At 59.9% G+C, this 14,964-nt stretch carries 11 protein-coding genes; 6 read left to right on the top strand and 5 right to left on the bottom strand.

All coding sequences use genetic code 11. From position 1 onward, the window contains the following. Positions 1–145 precede the first annotated feature (145 nt). The 3 genes from HW554_RS10765 to HW554_RS10775 all read left to right on the top strand — a co-directional run bounded on the left by HW554_RS10765 (position 146) and on the right by HW554_RS10775 (position 4,142). Positions 146–2,569, top strand: a complete 2,424-nt coding sequence (locus tag HW554_RS10765) for an endonuclease MutS2 (RefSeq protein WP_176908593.1) — start codon at positions 146–148, stop codon at positions 2,567–2,569. A gap of 257 nt (positions 2,570–2,826) precedes the next feature. Next, positions 2,827–3,756 carry a 23S rRNA (adenine(1618)-N(6))-methyltransferase RlmF gene (gene rlmF / locus HW554_RS10770; protein WP_176908594.1) on the top strand — a complete coding sequence of 310 codons (930 nt, stop codon included), beginning with the start codon at positions 2,827–2,829 and terminating at the stop codon, positions 3,754–3,756. After that, the gene (locus HW554_RS10775; protein WP_176908595.1) at positions 3,753–4,142 is read left to right on the top strand and encodes a hypothetical protein; all 390 of its coding nucleotides are present in this window, start codon (positions 3,753–3,755) and stop codon (positions 4,140–4,142) included. The genes rlmF and HW554_RS10775 overlap by 4 nt, the downstream gene beginning before the upstream one ends. Positions 4,143–4,233: 91 nt before the next feature. Here the strand turns inward: HW554_RS10775 and HW554_RS10780 are convergent, their stop codons facing one another. Next, positions 4,234–6,543, bottom strand: a complete 2,310-nt coding sequence (locus HW554_RS10780; protein ID WP_176908596.1) for a phospholipase D-like domain-containing protein — start codon at positions 6,541–6,543, stop codon at positions 4,234–4,236. Positions 6,544–6,678: 135 nt separating this feature from the next. Beyond that, positions 6,679–7,707, bottom strand: a complete 1,029-nt coding sequence (gene murB / locus HW554_RS10785) for a UDP-N-acetylmuramate dehydrogenase (protein ID WP_176908597.1) — start codon at positions 7,705–7,707, stop codon at positions 6,679–6,681. A gap of 293 nt (positions 7,708–8,000) precedes the next feature. Here murB and HW554_RS10790 point away from each other — a divergent pair, with 293 nt between their 5' ends. Continuing rightward, a complete protein-coding gene (locus tag HW554_RS10790) occupies positions 8,001–8,810 on the top strand; it encodes a DUF547 domain-containing protein (RefSeq protein ID WP_176908598.1) in 810 nt (269 codons plus the stop codon). A 101-nt stretch (positions 8,811–8,911) separates the two neighbouring features. Here the strand turns inward: HW554_RS10790 and HW554_RS10795 are convergent, their stop codons facing one another. The 3 genes from HW554_RS10795 to HW554_RS10805 all read right to left on the bottom strand — a co-directional run bounded on the left by HW554_RS10795 (position 8,912) and on the right by HW554_RS10805 (position 11,526). Next, entirely contained in the window at positions 8,912–10,324 is a 1,413-nt protein-coding gene (locus tag HW554_RS10795) for a sugar MFS transporter (RefSeq protein WP_176908599.1), read from the bottom strand. A 187-nt stretch (positions 10,325–10,511) separates the two neighbouring features. After that, the gene (locus HW554_RS10800; protein ID WP_176908600.1) at positions 10,512–10,940 is read right to left on the bottom strand and encodes a DUF1810 domain-containing protein; all 429 of its coding nucleotides are present in this window, start codon (positions 10,938–10,940) and stop codon (positions 10,512–10,514) included. A 169-nt stretch (positions 10,941–11,109) separates the two neighbouring features. After that, on the bottom strand, positions 11,110–11,526 hold the full coding sequence (locus HW554_RS10805; RefSeq protein WP_176908601.1) for a hypothetical protein: 417 nt from the start codon (positions 11,524–11,526) through the stop codon (positions 11,110–11,112). Between the two features lie 180 nt (positions 11,527–11,706). Here HW554_RS10805 and HW554_RS10810 point away from each other — a divergent pair, with 180 nt between their 5' ends. Further along, positions 11,707–12,912: a THUMP domain-containing class I SAM-dependent RNA methyltransferase gene (locus HW554_RS10810; RefSeq protein WP_176908602.1), complete on the top strand. Its 1,206-nt coding sequence runs from the start codon at positions 11,707–11,709 to the stop codon at positions 12,910–12,912. A 165-nt stretch (positions 12,913–13,077) separates the two neighbouring features. After that, positions 13,078–14,952 (top strand): alpha-amylase family glycosyl hydrolase, encoded by a 1,875-nt coding sequence (locus HW554_RS10815; protein ID WP_176908603.1) that lies wholly within the window; start codon positions 13,078–13,080, stop codon positions 14,950–14,952. Positions 14,953–14,964: the final 12 nt, after the last annotated feature.

Here is a 14,964-nt window from a genome sequence, read left to right on the forward strand (position 1 = left end):
CCGTTGGTGGTTAGTAGTGCGCCTTTGCCGAATCTTCTGCCGCGTTAAACTGTTGTATTCAGTCCCGTGAAGCCGCCGGCTCAGGACCGTTGCCGTATCTTCGCAGCGCCATTCAATTACCAGTACTTACTACCTAGCACCCAATTTGATTCTTCCCCAGAATTTCGAGCAGAAAATAGGCTTCTCCCAACTGCGGGACATGCTCAATGAGTTGTGCCTGAGTGGCTTGGGTCGGCACTTTGTAAGCAAGATGAGCTTCCAGACGCAGGCCGAGCAGCTCCAGAAGCTGCTGCTGCAAACCGACGAGTTCCGCCAGCTCCTCAACAGCGGCGTCGACTTCCCCGGCAGCCATTACCACGACGTGAACCCGTACCTGGTGCGGGCCAACCTGCCGGGCTCCTACCTCGATGTGTCGGCGTTTTTCGCCATCAAGATGAGCCTGCGCACCATCCGGGAGGCCCTAACGTTTTTCTCGCGGGCTGAAGATGACCTGTATCCCACGTTGCGCCTGCTGGGCATCGGCGTGCAGGTCGACCGTAACCTGCTGGCCGCCATGGACAAGGTGGTGGACGACGAGGGCCTGGTGCGCGACGACGCTTCGCCGCTACTGCGCCAGCTGCGCCAGGAGTTGATTTCGCGGCAGATGATGCTGCGCAAGCAGATTGGCAGCATTCTGCGCAATGCCCGCCAGCAGGGCTGGGTGCCCGAGGGCGCCGAGCCCACCATCCGGGGTGGGCGGCTGGTGCTGCCGGTGGTGGCCGAGCACAAGCGCCGCGTGAAGGGCCTGATTCATGACGAGTCGGCTACCGGCCAGACGGTGTACATCGAGCCCGAGGCCGTATTCGAGCTCAACAACGACATCAAGGACCTCGACAATGCCTATCAGCGCGAGCTGATGCGGATTCTCACCCAGCTCACGGCCCAGCTGCGTCCCCACATTCCGGATTTGCGCAAGGCTTACCAGTACCTGGGCCTCATCGACTTCATTCGGGCCAAGGCCCAGCTGGCCCGCCGCCTCGAAGCCACGCTGCCCGTGCTGCACCCGCAGCCGATGATGCGCTGGAAGCAAGTGCGCCACCCACTGCTCTACCTCACTTTCCTGGCCCACGCCAAGGACGACCCCCGTGAGGTAGTGCCGCTTGACATTGAGCTGACGACCGAGCAGCGGATTCTGCTGATTTCGGGACCCAACGCCGGCGGTAAGTCGGTGAGCATGAAAACGGTGGGCCTGGTGCAGTACATGCTGCAGTGCGGGCTGCTGATCCCGGCCGGCGAGAAATCGGAAGCCGGCATGTTCGATGATGTGTTCATTGATATTGGCGACGAGCAGAGCCTGGAAAACGACCTGAGCACGTACTCCTCGCACCTGCTCAATATGAAGCAGTTTATCACGCTGGCCAACAAGCGCAGCCTGGTGCTGATTGACGAATTCGGTACCGGCACCGAGCCCAGCCTGGGCGGGGCCATTGCCGAGGCCGTGCTGGAGCAGCTCAACCGCGCCCGGGCATTCGGTGTCATCACCACCCACTACACCAACCTGAAAAACTATGCCGAGCGCACGCCCGGCATCGTGAACGGGGCCATGCGCTACGACCCCGATAAGCTGCAGCCGCTCTACCGCCTCGAAATCGGTAAGCCGGGCTCCTCGTTTGCCATCGAAATTGCCCGCAAAATTGGCCTTCCCCGGCAGCTCGTGGAGCGGGCCAGTCAGCTTGTGGGCAAGGATAAAATCCGCTACGACCAGCTGCTCGAAGGCCTCGAAAAGGAGAAAACCGAGCTGGAGCTGCGCACCGCCGAAGCCGCCAAAGCCGAGCGCCGCCTCAAGAAAGCCGCCCAGGAGTACCAGGACCTCAAGCGCTTCCTCGACGATACCACCCAGGAAACCCTACGCACGGCCAAAGCCCAGGCCAAAACGCTGCTGCGCGACACCAACCAGAGAATCGAGGCCACCATCCAGGAAATCCGCCTGGGCCAGGCCGATAAGGAGCGTACCAAGGAGGCCCGCGGCAAGCTCGACACGTTTGTGCGCGAGAAGCTGCAGATTGAGCCGCCCAAAGCCCGCGCCACCCGCGAGCTGGCCGACGCCGCCACCCTCAAACCCGGCGATAAAGTGGCGTTGCTGGGCCAGGAGGGCCACGGCGAAATCATGGCCGTGAAAGGTAAAACGGCCGAAGTATCGTTCGGGGGCATGAAAACCATCGTCAAGATTGGCCAGCTCGAAAAGCTCACGCGCTCCGAAATTCGGGAGCGGGAGAAGCAAGCGGCCCGTCTGGCTCCGGCTCAGTATGCGGGCTCGGGCTTCAACACTACCGGCCGCATGGCCACCTTCAACCCCACGCTGGATTTGCGCGGCGAGCGGGCCGAGGACGCCGTAACCAAAATCCAGAGCTACGTCGATGAGGCCATCATGCTGGGCATCCCGGAAATCAGAATCCTGCACGGCCGCGGCAACGGCGTACTCCGCCAGATTGCCCGCGATTATCTGCACCGCACCCGCGAAGTGGCCAGCGTAGCCGACGAGCACGCCGACCGCGGCGGCGACGGCGTAACGGTGGCGGTATTGAAATAGGCAAATGATCAGGAAATAAGACCGTCATGCTGAGCGAAGGCGCAGCCGGAGTCGAAGCATCTCTACCGGAATGGTGAACCTAACGACAGGATTACTATTGCGGTAGAGATGCTTCGACTGCGGCTGCGCCTTCGCTCAGCATGACGGTGTTTCCAACAAGCACGACCACTCGCTTCAAACGCCGCCCTACAAAGCCGTAACTTGCCAAAAAGTACCCCAATTCTTCGGGCGCTTTCTCACTTTCAGTATCTAAGCTCTTGCATCCTCGCAACCCCCACAACGGCCGCTACGATTTCGCTCAACTCACGGCCGCCAGCCCCACCCTTGCGCCCTTCGTGGTGTCCAATCCGGCCGGTGACAACAGCATCGATTTCGCCAATCCCGCCGCCGTGAAGGCCCTGAACCAGGCGCTGCTGCGGCAGCACTACGACGTGCAGCACTGGGATGTGCCGGCCGGCTACCTCTGCCCGCCTATCCCCGGCCGCGCCGACTATCTGCATTACGCCGCCGACCTGCTGGCCACTGACAACGCGGGAATAGTGCCCACCGACAAAGCCGTGCACGTGCTCGACATTGGTGTGGGCGCGAACTGCGTGTACCCCATCATCGGCAGTAAGGCCTACGGCTGGCGCTTTGTGGGCTCCGAAACTGATTCGGTAGCCCTGAAAGCAGCCAAAAGCATGGTGGCGGCCAACCCGGCACTGGCAAACCGGGTGGAGCTGCGGGTGCAGAGCCATCAGGCTTTCGTGTTCGAGGACATCGTGAAGCCCCGCGAGGAGTTCGATCTGGTGGTATGCAATCCGCCCTTCCATTCCTCGGCTGAGGAGGCTGCCAGCGGCAGCCGCCGCAAGGGCCGCAACCTGGGCTACCCCAAAACGCCCGGCGGTGCGCCGGTGCTTAACTTTGGGGGGCAGAATACGGAGCTGTGGTGCGAGGGTGGCGAAGAGGGCTTCCTCAAGCGCATGGTGGCCCAAAGCGTGGCCGTGCGCGAGCGGGTGCTGTGGTTTAGCACGCTCATCTCCAAAAAGGAAACGCTGCCCAGCATCTACCACTTCCTCAAACTGGCCGGCTCGCCCGAAACCCGCACCATTGAGATGAAGCAGGGCCAGAAAATCAGCCGCATCGTGGCCTGGACCTTCCAGACGCCCGAGCAGCGCCAGGAGTGGGCCGCGCGGCGCTGGAAATGAAATATCACCGCATTTTTATAGGCTACGACGAACCTAGCTTCGATACATTCAATGCCGTATCTCAGCTTATGGGTGTAGAGCCGGAACCCTGGGAAAAGGACTGGTTTAGTCCGGAGGAACCTAACTCTTGGTCCTATCTAGTTTTCACCGACGATGACGCTCCTTACTTCGACTTTATCAACGTATTCCTGAATCTACTAGAGCCAAAGTTCGCCGCATTATTGCAGTTGGGTATAACAAAGGATCGTATCAGTTTAACCCTCGCCTATTTATATAAGCATCAATGTGCACTTGGGTTCGATGCGCAGGAGATGTTGCGATTGGGTGCAAGTGGTATAGGGTTAGCAATTGACTGTTTTGAAGAAAAAGAGAATATCCAACAATAAAAAAGGCGGCTCCCGATTTCGGGAGCCGCCTTTCATGCGTCAATAGAGCCGGTGAAAAGGTGCACTTCGCACCTCTCAGGACCTGACTTCTCTACTCCACTACTACGCGGCTGATCTGCGTGGCTTCAGGGGTTACAATCTGCACCATGTACAGGCCGGCTTTCAGGGCAGAAGCGTCTACGCTTACGTCCTGGCCGTTGAGAGGCTGGGTTTGGTCGAGTACCACGCGGCCGGTGGCGTCGCGCAGCACTACGCGGGCCGTGCGGGCGGCGCCCGTCTGCACGCGCAGGCGGAACTTGCCGGTGGTGGGGTTGGGGTACACCTGCACGCTGCTGCGCTGGATGCTGGCGTTTTTGGTGGCCAGCACCAGGTTGCACACCTGCACGCCGTTGTTCTGGTCGGCAATGCGCTGGGCAAACTCTTGGTAGTACTGGTTGGCAATGCGCTCATCGTGTACAATCAGCGTGTTCTCGTCGTTTTCGGTGTTGGCCGACAGGCTCCAGTTGTGCGAGCCCACGAACACCTGCGGGTCCGACTGCGGCGCGGTGGCGTCGATGATGGCGTATTTGTGGTGCATGATGCCGGTCGGGTTATCCAGCATGAGGCGCGTGCCGAGCACGGTTTTGATGTTGTCGAAAATGTCCTGGGCGGCGGAGTTGGCCTGAATACTCTCCATAAGCATCTCCGAGCAGCCGGCTATGTTTTTGGTCCGGATCTGATTGGCAATGGCGTTGCCGATATCGGTCTGGGTGAGCAGCATCGTGGCAATGTGCAGGTCCTTGTCGGCCGTCTGGATGGCGTCGATCAGGCGGCCGTTCACGTTGTCGGTGGGCGAGAACCACGATTCTACCTGCTTGCCGGCAATGCTGAAGTAGTGCGGCGTGTTGTCGGTTTTGCGCGAACCGAACAGGGCCGTGGCCTGGGTGCCGCCACCCCACATCTCATTGAACTCGACGGTGTAAGTGCGGGCCAGCGACTGGTCCTGCACGGCAATGGAGTTGTTGCGGTCGGTGCTGAGCTGGGCGGGCGTCCAGTTGGTCGAACCAGTCCACACCCAGGGCTGGTTGGGCTCGGTGCTGTTGGCGTCAATCACCACAAACTTGTTGTGCATGATGTTCTGCAGCGTCTGGCGCTTGATGCGCGGGATGGCGGGGTCGAGGCTGGAGAGGCTGATGTTGGCGTTTTCGCCTTCGTAGATAACGCGCACGGCCACGCCGCGGGTTTTGGCGGCATTCACGGCCGTTACAATTGTGGCGCTGTTCCAGTTATAGATAGCAATATCGAGCGTCTGCTTGGCCAGGCCAATGTAGCGGGCCACTGTGTCGGCCATGGCGCCATTGGGCAGGTACAGGGCAGTGTTACCGGGCAATGCCAAGGCCGCATTTACGGGGTTGGTGAAGTAGGTGCGCATCTTACCCGTCGAGCGCGAAGCCGTAATCATGGGTACTACCCGCGACTCGGATAGGCCCACGGCGTTGGTGCTGCTGGCCTTCACGTAGTAAATGGTGGCCGGCTGCAGGCCCGTGATGGCGAGGCTGTGGCTGGTGGTGCTGGCCGTGTTGTTCACGGCCGTAAACGGGCCGGCAGGGCTGGCGGCGTACTCCAGCTTGCTGCTGCCGGCGTTCTGGGTAACGAAGTTTACCGTGAAGCCGGTGGTGCTGATGTTGGTGGGGTAGGGCGTGGCCAGGAAATTAGGCGTGTTGCCCTGCCGGAAGTCGGCGTAGAGGCGCGGCAGCAGCTGGTAGCCAGCCGCGGCACCGCCGCCCGTTGGGGCCGTTGTGGTGAACTGGCTCATGATGCCAACCACATCGAAAACGCCGGTTGGCGAAGGCTTGCCCACCAGTCCGTCGGGACCATCGGAAGCCCGGTTCACGTACATCACAGTGGCGGCATTGCCACTCACGCGGTAAGAGGTGTTGGCCGAAAAGGCCGATACCGGCGCGCCCGCAACTGTGGTTACAGTGGTGGCATCCACCAGCTTCACCAGCTGGCCCTCGTACTGCTCGGCGTAGGCAGCGGTAGCAGTAGTTACCGAAAACTCGATGGGCTTAGGCAGCGGCCGGTTGCCGGCTACCACTTCGAGCGAGGTGATAGGGTCGATTTCGAGCAGCCCCCGGAAATCCTTGAGCACGCCGGTAACCAGAATGGAGTCGCCGGCTACTACTGAGCCGAGTTGGGTGGCCGAATACACGGCAATGCCGCCGGTGCCGTCCTGCATGTAGCGGATGGCTCCCAGTTCGGCGCCGTTGGTAACGATACCACGGAGCGTAACGGTGGCTCCCGAAGTGTTGAAGGCCGGAGCCTGGGCCCGGGCGGCCCCAATAGTAATGGCGGTTTGCGCCTGCGCCGACTGCCAGCTGGCTAGGCTCAGCAGCAACGCCAGCAAGGGTAATTTTTTCATCAAACGAGAAGCAGAAAAGGGGTGGGGAAAGCAGACTACCCGCAGGCAGGCATGAGACAAAGATCTTGATTTCAACGACAAAAAACGAGGCGGCCGGATGAAGTTTACATGATGCCGGCCTGGGCCCGCCCGCCGCTACATAATGTTCACTTCGGGGTGCAGCTCGATGCCGAATTTCTCGCGCACCGAGGCAATGATTTCGTAGGCCAGGTCGCGGATGTCCTGGCCCTGGGCGCCGCCGTGGTTCACGAGTACCAGCGCCTGCCGGTCGTGCACGCCGTGGGGGCCGCGGCGCAGGCCCTTCCAGCCGCACTGCTCGATAAGCCAGCCGGCGGGCACCTTCACGCCGCCCGGCACGGGGTAGCCTGGCAGGCCTTCAAACTGGCCTTTCAGCTCATCGAACTTGGCCTGCGAGACTTCGGGATTCTTGAAAAAAGAGCCGGCGTTGCCAATCTGGGCCGGGTCGGGCAGCTTGCTGCGGCGGATGCTGCTGACGGCCTCGCTGATGTGCAGCGGCGTAGGCTCGCCCTCGATGCCCATGTCCTGCAGGGTCGTCTGGATGTCGCCGTAGCGCACGTTGGGCCGCGCCTGCCGGTGCAGTCGCAGCAGCACGCTGGTCACGATAAACTGGTTTTTGAGCGGGCCCTTGAACACGCTCTCGCGGTAGCCGAAGCCGCACTCGGCCCCCGAAAACGTGCGCAGCCGGCCGGTAGCCAACTCCAGGGCTTCCAGCTGCTCGAACGTGTCTTTCAGCTCGGCCCCGTAGGCGCCGATGTTCTGGAGCGGCGCGGCACCCACCGTGCCCGGAATCAGCGACAGGTTTTCGATGCCGCTCAGCTCCTGACCCAGCGCGTACTGCACCAGCGCGTGCCAACTTTCGCCGGCTCCTGAACGCACCAAGGCCGTTTCGTCGTCCTGGTCCACCACTTCGAGCCCCCGAATTTCGTTTTTGAGCACTACGCCCTCGAAGTTGCGGGTGAAGAGCAGGTTGGAGCCGCCGCCGAGAATGAGCTTTTCGGCGGCCTGCACCTCGGGCAGGGCCAGCAGCGCCCGCAGTTCCTCAACCGAAGCAAAGCGGGCAAACCAGCGGGCCGTTACCTCCAGGCCAAACGTGTTGTAGGGGCGGAGCGAAACGTGGGCTTCGAGAACAGGAGCGGGGCTCATAGCAGCGGGCAAAATGGTGAGAGCCCAAAGGTACATTAGTTGCCAGATTGGCTAACTGCAGTCAAGCACGGTGTAGGGGCGGGGCTCGTCCCCGCCCGCCGTTCGCACCATTCCAACGGTAACCGTTCAACGGTACTCGTTCAACGGCGGGCGGGGACAAGCCCCGCCCCTACACCGTGCTGTTTCCGACCTGCCAGTAACTCCAGCCCCGATACAGCTGTTCAGGCTGTCTACTCCGTATATGCCAGCCTGGCACCACTAGCCGGGCACTCCACCGAACTTTTCCTTCTGATATGCAGCGTATTTCCCGCTTTACTTCCCGCCTGGCCTTGGGCACTTTGCTGACTGCCGGCGCGCTGGCTTCGGCCGGTTGCGGCTATGTGGGCTACCTGATTCCGCTCAACCCGACCTCGCAAAGCGGCCGCAGCCTCGACCATTCGGCTTGGGACGGGCTGCTGAAAAAGTATGTCGACGAGCAGGGAATGGTGAATTATAAGGGCCTCAAGCAGGATAGCGCTTCGCTGAACGCCTACCTGAAAACGCTCGGCGACAATCTGCCAGCCAAGAATTCGCCCGCCGATGAGAAGTTGGCCTACTGGCTCAACGCCTACAACGCCTTCACGCTGCAGCGCATCATCCGGGCCTATCCGGTGAAAAGCATTAAGGACCTGGGCGGCGACAAAATCTTCGTCAATACCGTCTGGGACCAGGATTTCATCCCGCTTGGCGGCAAGCGCTACACGCTCAACGACATCGAGCACCGCATCATCCGCAAGCAGTTCGACGACAACCGCATTCACTACGCGCTGGTGTGCGCCGCCATGAGTTGCCCGCCGCTGCGGCAGGAGGCGTATGTGGGGGGCAAAGTGCAGGAGCAACTCGCCGACCAGGGCCGCAGCTTCATCAACAACCCCCAGAAAAACGACCTCACGCCCGCCGCTACGCCCAAACTGTCGGCCATCTACAGCTTCTACCCCGGCGACTTCGAAAAGAACGGTAGCACCTCCATCCAGGACGCCGTCAACCGCTACGCCAAGCAGAAAATCGACCCCAACGCGAAGCTGAGCTACAAGGAGTACAACTGGAGCCTGAACGAGCAATAACGAGCTATGCGCTTACTGGAAGTTTAGAGAACGATGTAGGGGCGGGGCTTGTCCCCGCCCCTACATCGTTCTTCATTGCGCGTTGCATGACGTTCTAACTGCTAACCACGCTGCACCCGGTAGCCGTTCAGGGCATAGAAAAGCAGGTAGGCATAGCAGAGGGCCGGTAGCACGAAGGCCACGCGCAAGCCGCCGCCGTGGGTGGCCACCAAGCCCATGAGCGGCGGAATAATAGCCCCGCCCACGATGGCCATAATTAGATACGACGAGCCTTGTTTGGTGAAGCGGCCCAGTCCGGTAATGGCCAGTGGGAACACCACGGGCCAGATGATGGCGTTGCACAAGCCGCAGAGCACCACCAACCACAGAGCAGTTTCGCCCTGGCTGAAAATGGAGAGTACCACCAGCGCCACGCCCGCGGCGCACACGCCGGCCAGCAGCTTGCGGGCATCGAAGCGGCTGAGCAGCGGAATGCCGATGATGCGGCCCACCATTACGCCAAACCAGTAGGAGGCCACCAGCACCGCGCCCACGGCCTTGGTGAAACCGGCCGAAGTGTCGATGGCTTCGGGCGTGTTGCCGAACAGTGCGGCGGCCCAGTTGGTGGCTAAGCTGAGGATGCGCACCAACTCCTGGGTAAAGCCGCTGAGTTGGCGGATGTCCTGGGCCTCGCCGTAGCGGATGATGAACGAGCCGATGCCCACTTCTACGCCCACGTATACGAAAATAGCCACCACGCCCAGTGTGAGGTGGCGGAAGCTGAGGGCCGACGAACGGCCGGTTTCGGCGGCGGCCTGTGCTGCGGCAGCATCATCATCGGCGGGCAGGCTCTCGATTTCGGGCAGGCGCACCACAAAAAACAGCAGCGCCAGCACCGCCAGAAATACAGCCAGGCCGATGTAAAGCGGCTTTACCAGCGCGGCTTCCTCGTTCAGGCGCTGCTCCAGCGGTAGTTGGGCCAGCTGGGCCTTGAGTACCGTGGAGCCTCCGAACAGAATCAGGCCGCCTATTAGCGGCGAAAGGGTGCCGCCTAGCCCGTTGGCTACACCCACGATGCTCACGCGGCTGGCGGCGGTGCGCGCCGGCCCCAACACGCTCACGTAGGGGTTGGCGGCCACCTGCAGCAGCGTAATTCCGGCCCCCAGAAAGCTCAGCGCCAGCAGAAACAGCGAAAACGTGCGCGAGTTGGCCGCCGGTACAAACAGCAGCGCCCCCACGCCCATCACGAGCAGGCCCAGCACAATGCCGCGCTGAAACCCGAGCTTCTCCAGCACCCGTCCCGCCGGCAGCGACATCAGAAAATAGGCCCCAAAAAAAGCCGACTGCACGGCCGTCGACTGGAAATCGGTGAGCTGGCACACGTCCTTGAGGTAGGGCATGAGCACGTCGTTGAAGTTGGTGACGGCCCCGAACAGGAAGAACAGGGTGGTCATGAGCACCATCGGGCCCACGTAGGAGCGGGTGGCGGCCGGTGCGGCGGCAGTAGCGGGGGAGGAGGCGAGGGGAGCGGCCATGCAGGGAATCAGGGGAAATATGCGGCCTTAAAGATAGGCGGTTGCCCTATCTTCCTTTGTAAGCAGTTTGAATCAGTCGGTAAAGACGTTTGAACGATGTAGAGACGCAATATTTTGCGTGTCGTCGTTGCTGATGTTACTTTCGATATCCGGGCCGTTCAACGACGAGACGCAAAATATTGCGCCTCTACACTGTTCTTCCCAACCCGAGCAGCGCCAGCGTCTTGGCGTCAGGCCGACCATCATAGAACCGCTCCAGCACCCGCCCAAACACCGCTGGCGCACCCGGTGCAGCCCCGAACAGCGTCATAGAAGAGCGCAGCTTCAAATCGTCGGGGCTGCCGAAGATGCGGGTGGCGTCGGACGAATCCAGTTGCAGCAGCGCCTCGCAGATTTCGACCAGCCGCGGCCCCAGCACCGGGTGGGCCAGGTAGGCAGCGGCTTCGGCCGCATCTGTTATTCCGTAGAACCGGGCCGTTTCGCTGAAACCCAAGCCCCGCAGTTGCGGGAAAATAAACCACATCCAATGGCTGCGCTTGCGGCCGTTCCTGATTTCCGCCAGGGCGGTGGGGTAAGTGGCCTGCTGGGCGTCGAGGAAGCGTTGGAGGGTGGGCATGCAGTGGGATTGAATATATATTGAATATATGGATGATAACGGTTTGGCGCTTAGCGAAGAAGCGGATTTCGAAGCGCTAAATTGTCTGTCATCGTCAATTTGACACGAAGAACGATGCTTCATTTAAGTACTGAACCCGCTTTTTCCCCAAACGCATGTTAGTAATTATTTATTCTGACGGCGAATAAATAATTGCTAATAAAAATGGGATTGTAATAGCAATCGAGATAAATAAAGATTTCCAAATATTTTTGTATACGTGACTGTTATCGGGAAAATATTTTTTGAAGAAATATTCAGATAAAATTAATCCCCAGCCCATATTCAATAAATATGTCAATAAGCTTGTCGCCTTCTCCATACTATTAACAATAAGTATCGTCAATATAGTAAACAGAATCGAGGTAACTAGGACAATATTTGCTTCTTTTTTCTTGTTGTCGTCAATTAAGTTCTGACGCAATAAAACACCGCCAAAGATTGGAGCAAAAATTATTGAAAAACCCAAAATTGCCTTTTTTGAATAAATTTTAACTGCATTACCTTGATTCAGTTCTGTTGTAGTTGAATTATTTTCTTCTTTCATGATTTTGCATTAAAATATTTGTTTATGTTGTTCATTAAACTTACTGCTGACATTATGGTAAACGCAACTCAGTAGCGATTACCTAACCAACGGTAGCTGTACCCCCACCACCATCCGCCGCGCCAAGATACACGCTTGCCCCAGATTCCCGACCTTTGCGGCTTCACCTGATTCTACCCTATGTCTGCCAACCGCCGCGACCAGCCGTTTTACATGACCGCCACCACCCAGTTCGGGCTCGAAGAAGTGCTGGCCCAGGAGCTGCGCGAGCTGGGCGCAAAAATTGAGAAGGTTGGGCAGCGGGCTATCGAATTCAGCGGCAACCAGCAGCTGCTCTACGAAGCCTGCCTGTGGTGCCGCACGGCCGTCCGCATCCTGCGGCCCTTCGCCGGCTTCTCGGCCCCCGACGAGAAGTCCCTGTACCGCGAAGTAGGCCGCATCGACTGGAGCAAGTACCTGCGCCAGGACCAGACGTTTGCCATTACGGCCGTCGTCAACAAGTCCAACCTGGAGCACTCGTTGTTCGTGGCCCAGCTCACCAAAGACGCCATCGTCGACCAGTTCCGCAACCGCACCGGCGAGCGGCCCAACGTGGATCTGCGCAACCCCGACATCCGGCTGCACCTGCACATGCTGGAGAACGAGGTGGTGCTGAGCCTCGACGCCTCGGGCGAGTCGCTGCACAAGCGCGGCTACCGGCAGCAAACCAACGTGGCCCCGCTGAACGAGGCGTTGGCCGCTGGCCTGCTGCTGCTGTCGGGCTGGGATGGAAAAACGACGCTCGTCGACCCCATGTGCGGCTCGGGCACCATCCTTACCGAAGCCGCCCTCATCGCCCAGCGCATTGCGCCGGGGCTGTACCACCAGGGCAAGTTCGGGTTCGAGCACTGGGCCGATTTCGATGCGACCCTTTGGGAAACCGTGCAAATGGATGCGCGGCAAATGCGGCTCGATGAGCCCCAGTGCTACATCGGCGGCTCCGACCTAAGCCGCGAATTCATCGAGCTGGCCCGCGAAAACGTGGCCGCTGCCGACCTCGAAGACTTCATCCGCCTCGGCGTGCGTGACGTGAAGGACGCAGTTGCCCCACCCCGCGAAGAGCCCGGAATTGTGCTGACGAACCCGCCCTACGGCGAGCGAATCGGCGAGGAAACCGAGATGGACGAGCTTTACAAAACCATCGGCGATACACTCAAAACCGGTTTCCAGGACTACGACGCGTATATCTTCACCGGCAACCTGCAGGCCGCCAAGCGCGTCGGCCTCAAAGCCAGCCGCCGCATCCCGCTCTACAACGGCCCCATTGATTGCCGCCTGTTGAAATATGAGCTCTACCGCGGCACACGGAAAGCGGTGAAGGAAGACGAGGAGGGCGCCGGAGAGTAGCTGAGAATAGAGAAAGCCTGTCATGCTGAGCGGAGCGAAGGACCTTATCCCGTAGGTACGAGTCGTTACCACGATTTTTGTTCTCTTGGGATAAGGTCCTTCGCTCCGCTCAGTATGACAGTTTATTTCCGCATTATCTTGCCTCCTTACAACCTCACCCCGCTCATGAAAAAACTGCTCCTGCTGCTGTTGGTTCTGTTGCCGCTACTGACTATTGCTCAGTCCATCACCCGCGTGAACCCGACCAACTGGTGGGTGGGCATGCAGGAGCCCAAGGTGCAAGTGCTCGTGTACGGCCCGCAGGCCGGCACGCTGGCCTACTCGGTCAATCATCCGGGCGTTACGCTCACCGAAACCCACACCGTCGAGAACCCCAACTATGCGTTTCTCGACCTCACCATTGCTCCCGATGCCAAGCCTGGTACCGTGCGGCTGGTGGGCCGGAGCGGCAACAAGCTCATCACCCATAAATGGGAGCTGAAAGCCCGCGACAACCGTCCCAAGGGCCAGGGTGTAACCGATGCCGACCTGATTTACCTGGCCATGCCCGACCGGTTCGTGAACGGTGACCCGCGCAACGACAAGTACGCTGACCTGGCCGACCCCAACGCCGACCGCGCCAACCCCTTTTACCGCCACGGCGGCGACCTGCAGGGTGCGGCCCAGCGCCTCGATTATCTGCAAGACCTGGGCGTAACGGCCGTGTGGTTAACGCCCGTTATCGAAAACAACCAGCCCCTGACCGATGAGGGCGGCACCATGCGCTCGGCCTACCACGGCTATGGTTTCACCGACCATTACACCGTTGACAAGCGGCTGGGCGGTAATGCGGCCTACCTCAATTTCGTACAGAATGCCCATAGTCTGGGTCTGAAAGTGGTGCAGGATGCCGTGTACAACCATGTGGGCATCAACCACTGGTTTGTGAAGGATTTGCCCTCCAAGGACTGGCTGCACCAGTGGCCCAGCTACACCAATACCAGCTACCGCTATCAGCCCATTACCGACCCGCACGCGGCCAAAATAGATCGGTTGGTAACTACCGACGGCTGGTTCGTGCCCTTCCTGCCCGACCTCAATCAGCAGAACCCCTACGTGGCCAACTTCCTGATTCAGCACGCACTCTGGTCGGTCGAAAACTTCGGGGTGGATGCCTGGCGGATTGACACCTACCTCTACAACGACCAGCCGTTTATGAACCGCTGCAACGCGGCGCTGCTGGCCCAGTACCCCAACATCCACATCTTCGGCGAGTCGTGGGTGAACAACGTGGTGGACCAGGCTTACTATGTGCGCAACAAGATTGATTTCCCCTTCAAATCAAACCAACCCGGCGCCCTCGACTTTGTGCTGGAAGGCGGCATGCTGGCTGCCCTGAAGGAAGTGGGCACCCCCGGCGCTACCGGCTGGGACAACGGCGCCCAGCGTGTATACCAGGCCCTGTCCCAGGATGCCGTGTACCAGGACCCCGGCAAGCTGGTTACCTTCCTCGATAACCACGACCACAACCGCTACCTCTCGGAAGTAGGGGAGGATGTGGCCAAGTATAAAATGGGGCTGACCTGGATGCTGACCACGCGCGGCATTCCGAGCATTTATTACGGCACCGAAATCCTGATGAAGAACTACAAGGACCCCTCGGATGCTGAAGTACGCCGCGACTTTCCCGGTGGCTTCCCCGGCGACAAGGACGATAAGTTCACTGCCGCCGGCCGCACTGCCGCCGAAAACGACGCCTTCAACTTCGTGCGCACCCTGGCTACTTACCGCCGCGACCACCCCACGCTCAGTTCGGGCCAGCTGATGCAGTACCTGCCCGAAAACGGCCTCTACGTGTACTTCCGCTATGATGCCAACGGTACCGTAATGGTCGCCACCAACACCACCGACAAGGAGGCTGCATTGCCCACCGCCCGCTTCTCGGAGCGCATGAGCGGATTCACGAAAGCGAAAAACGTGCTGACGAGCGAGGCCGTAACCGACCTGAACACGCTGACTCTGCCCGCTAAAACGGCCGTAGTGCTGGAATTAGGGAAGTAACACGAAGCTACC

The sequence above is a fragment of the Hymenobacter lapidiphilus genome, from assembly GCF_013377885.1.
GTDB lineage: Bacteria > Bacteroidota > Bacteroidia > Cytophagales > Hymenobacteraceae > Hymenobacter > Hymenobacter lapidiphilus.

Excerpts from the sequence above, each read along its gene's own strand:
- HW554_RS10775 (WP_176908595.1), top strand. The coding sequence starts at position 3,753 with ATGAAATATCACCGCATTTTTATAGGCTACGACGAACCTAGCTTCGAT.
- HW554_RS10780 (WP_176908596.1), bottom strand. The coding sequence starts at position 6,543 with ATGAAAAAATTACCCTTGCTGGCGTTGCTGCTGAGCCTAGCCAGCTGG.
- murB (WP_176908597.1), bottom strand. The coding sequence starts at position 7,707 with ATGAGCCCCGCTCCTGTTCTCGAAGCCCACGTTTCGCTCCGCCCCTAC.
- HW554_RS10790 (WP_176908598.1), top strand. The coding sequence starts at position 8,001 with ATGCAGCGTATTTCCCGCTTTACTTCCCGCCTGGCCTTGGGCACTTTG.
- HW554_RS10795 (WP_176908599.1), bottom strand. The coding sequence starts at position 10,324 with ATGGCCGCTCCCCTCGCCTCCTCCCCCGCTACTGCCGCCGCACCGGCC.
- HW554_RS10800 (WP_176908600.1), bottom strand. The coding sequence starts at position 10,940 with ATGCCCACCCTCCAACGCTTCCTCGACGCCCAGCAGGCCACTTACCCC.
- HW554_RS10805 (WP_176908601.1), bottom strand. The coding sequence starts at position 11,526 with ATGAAAGAAGAAAATAATTCAACTACAACAGAACTGAATCAAGGTAAT.
- HW554_RS10810 (WP_176908602.1), top strand. The coding sequence starts at position 11,707 with ATGTCTGCCAACCGCCGCGACCAGCCGTTTTACATGACCGCCACCACC.
- HW554_RS10815 (WP_176908603.1), top strand. The coding sequence starts at position 13,078 with ATGAAAAAACTGCTCCTGCTGCTGTTGGTTCTGTTGCCGCTACTGACT.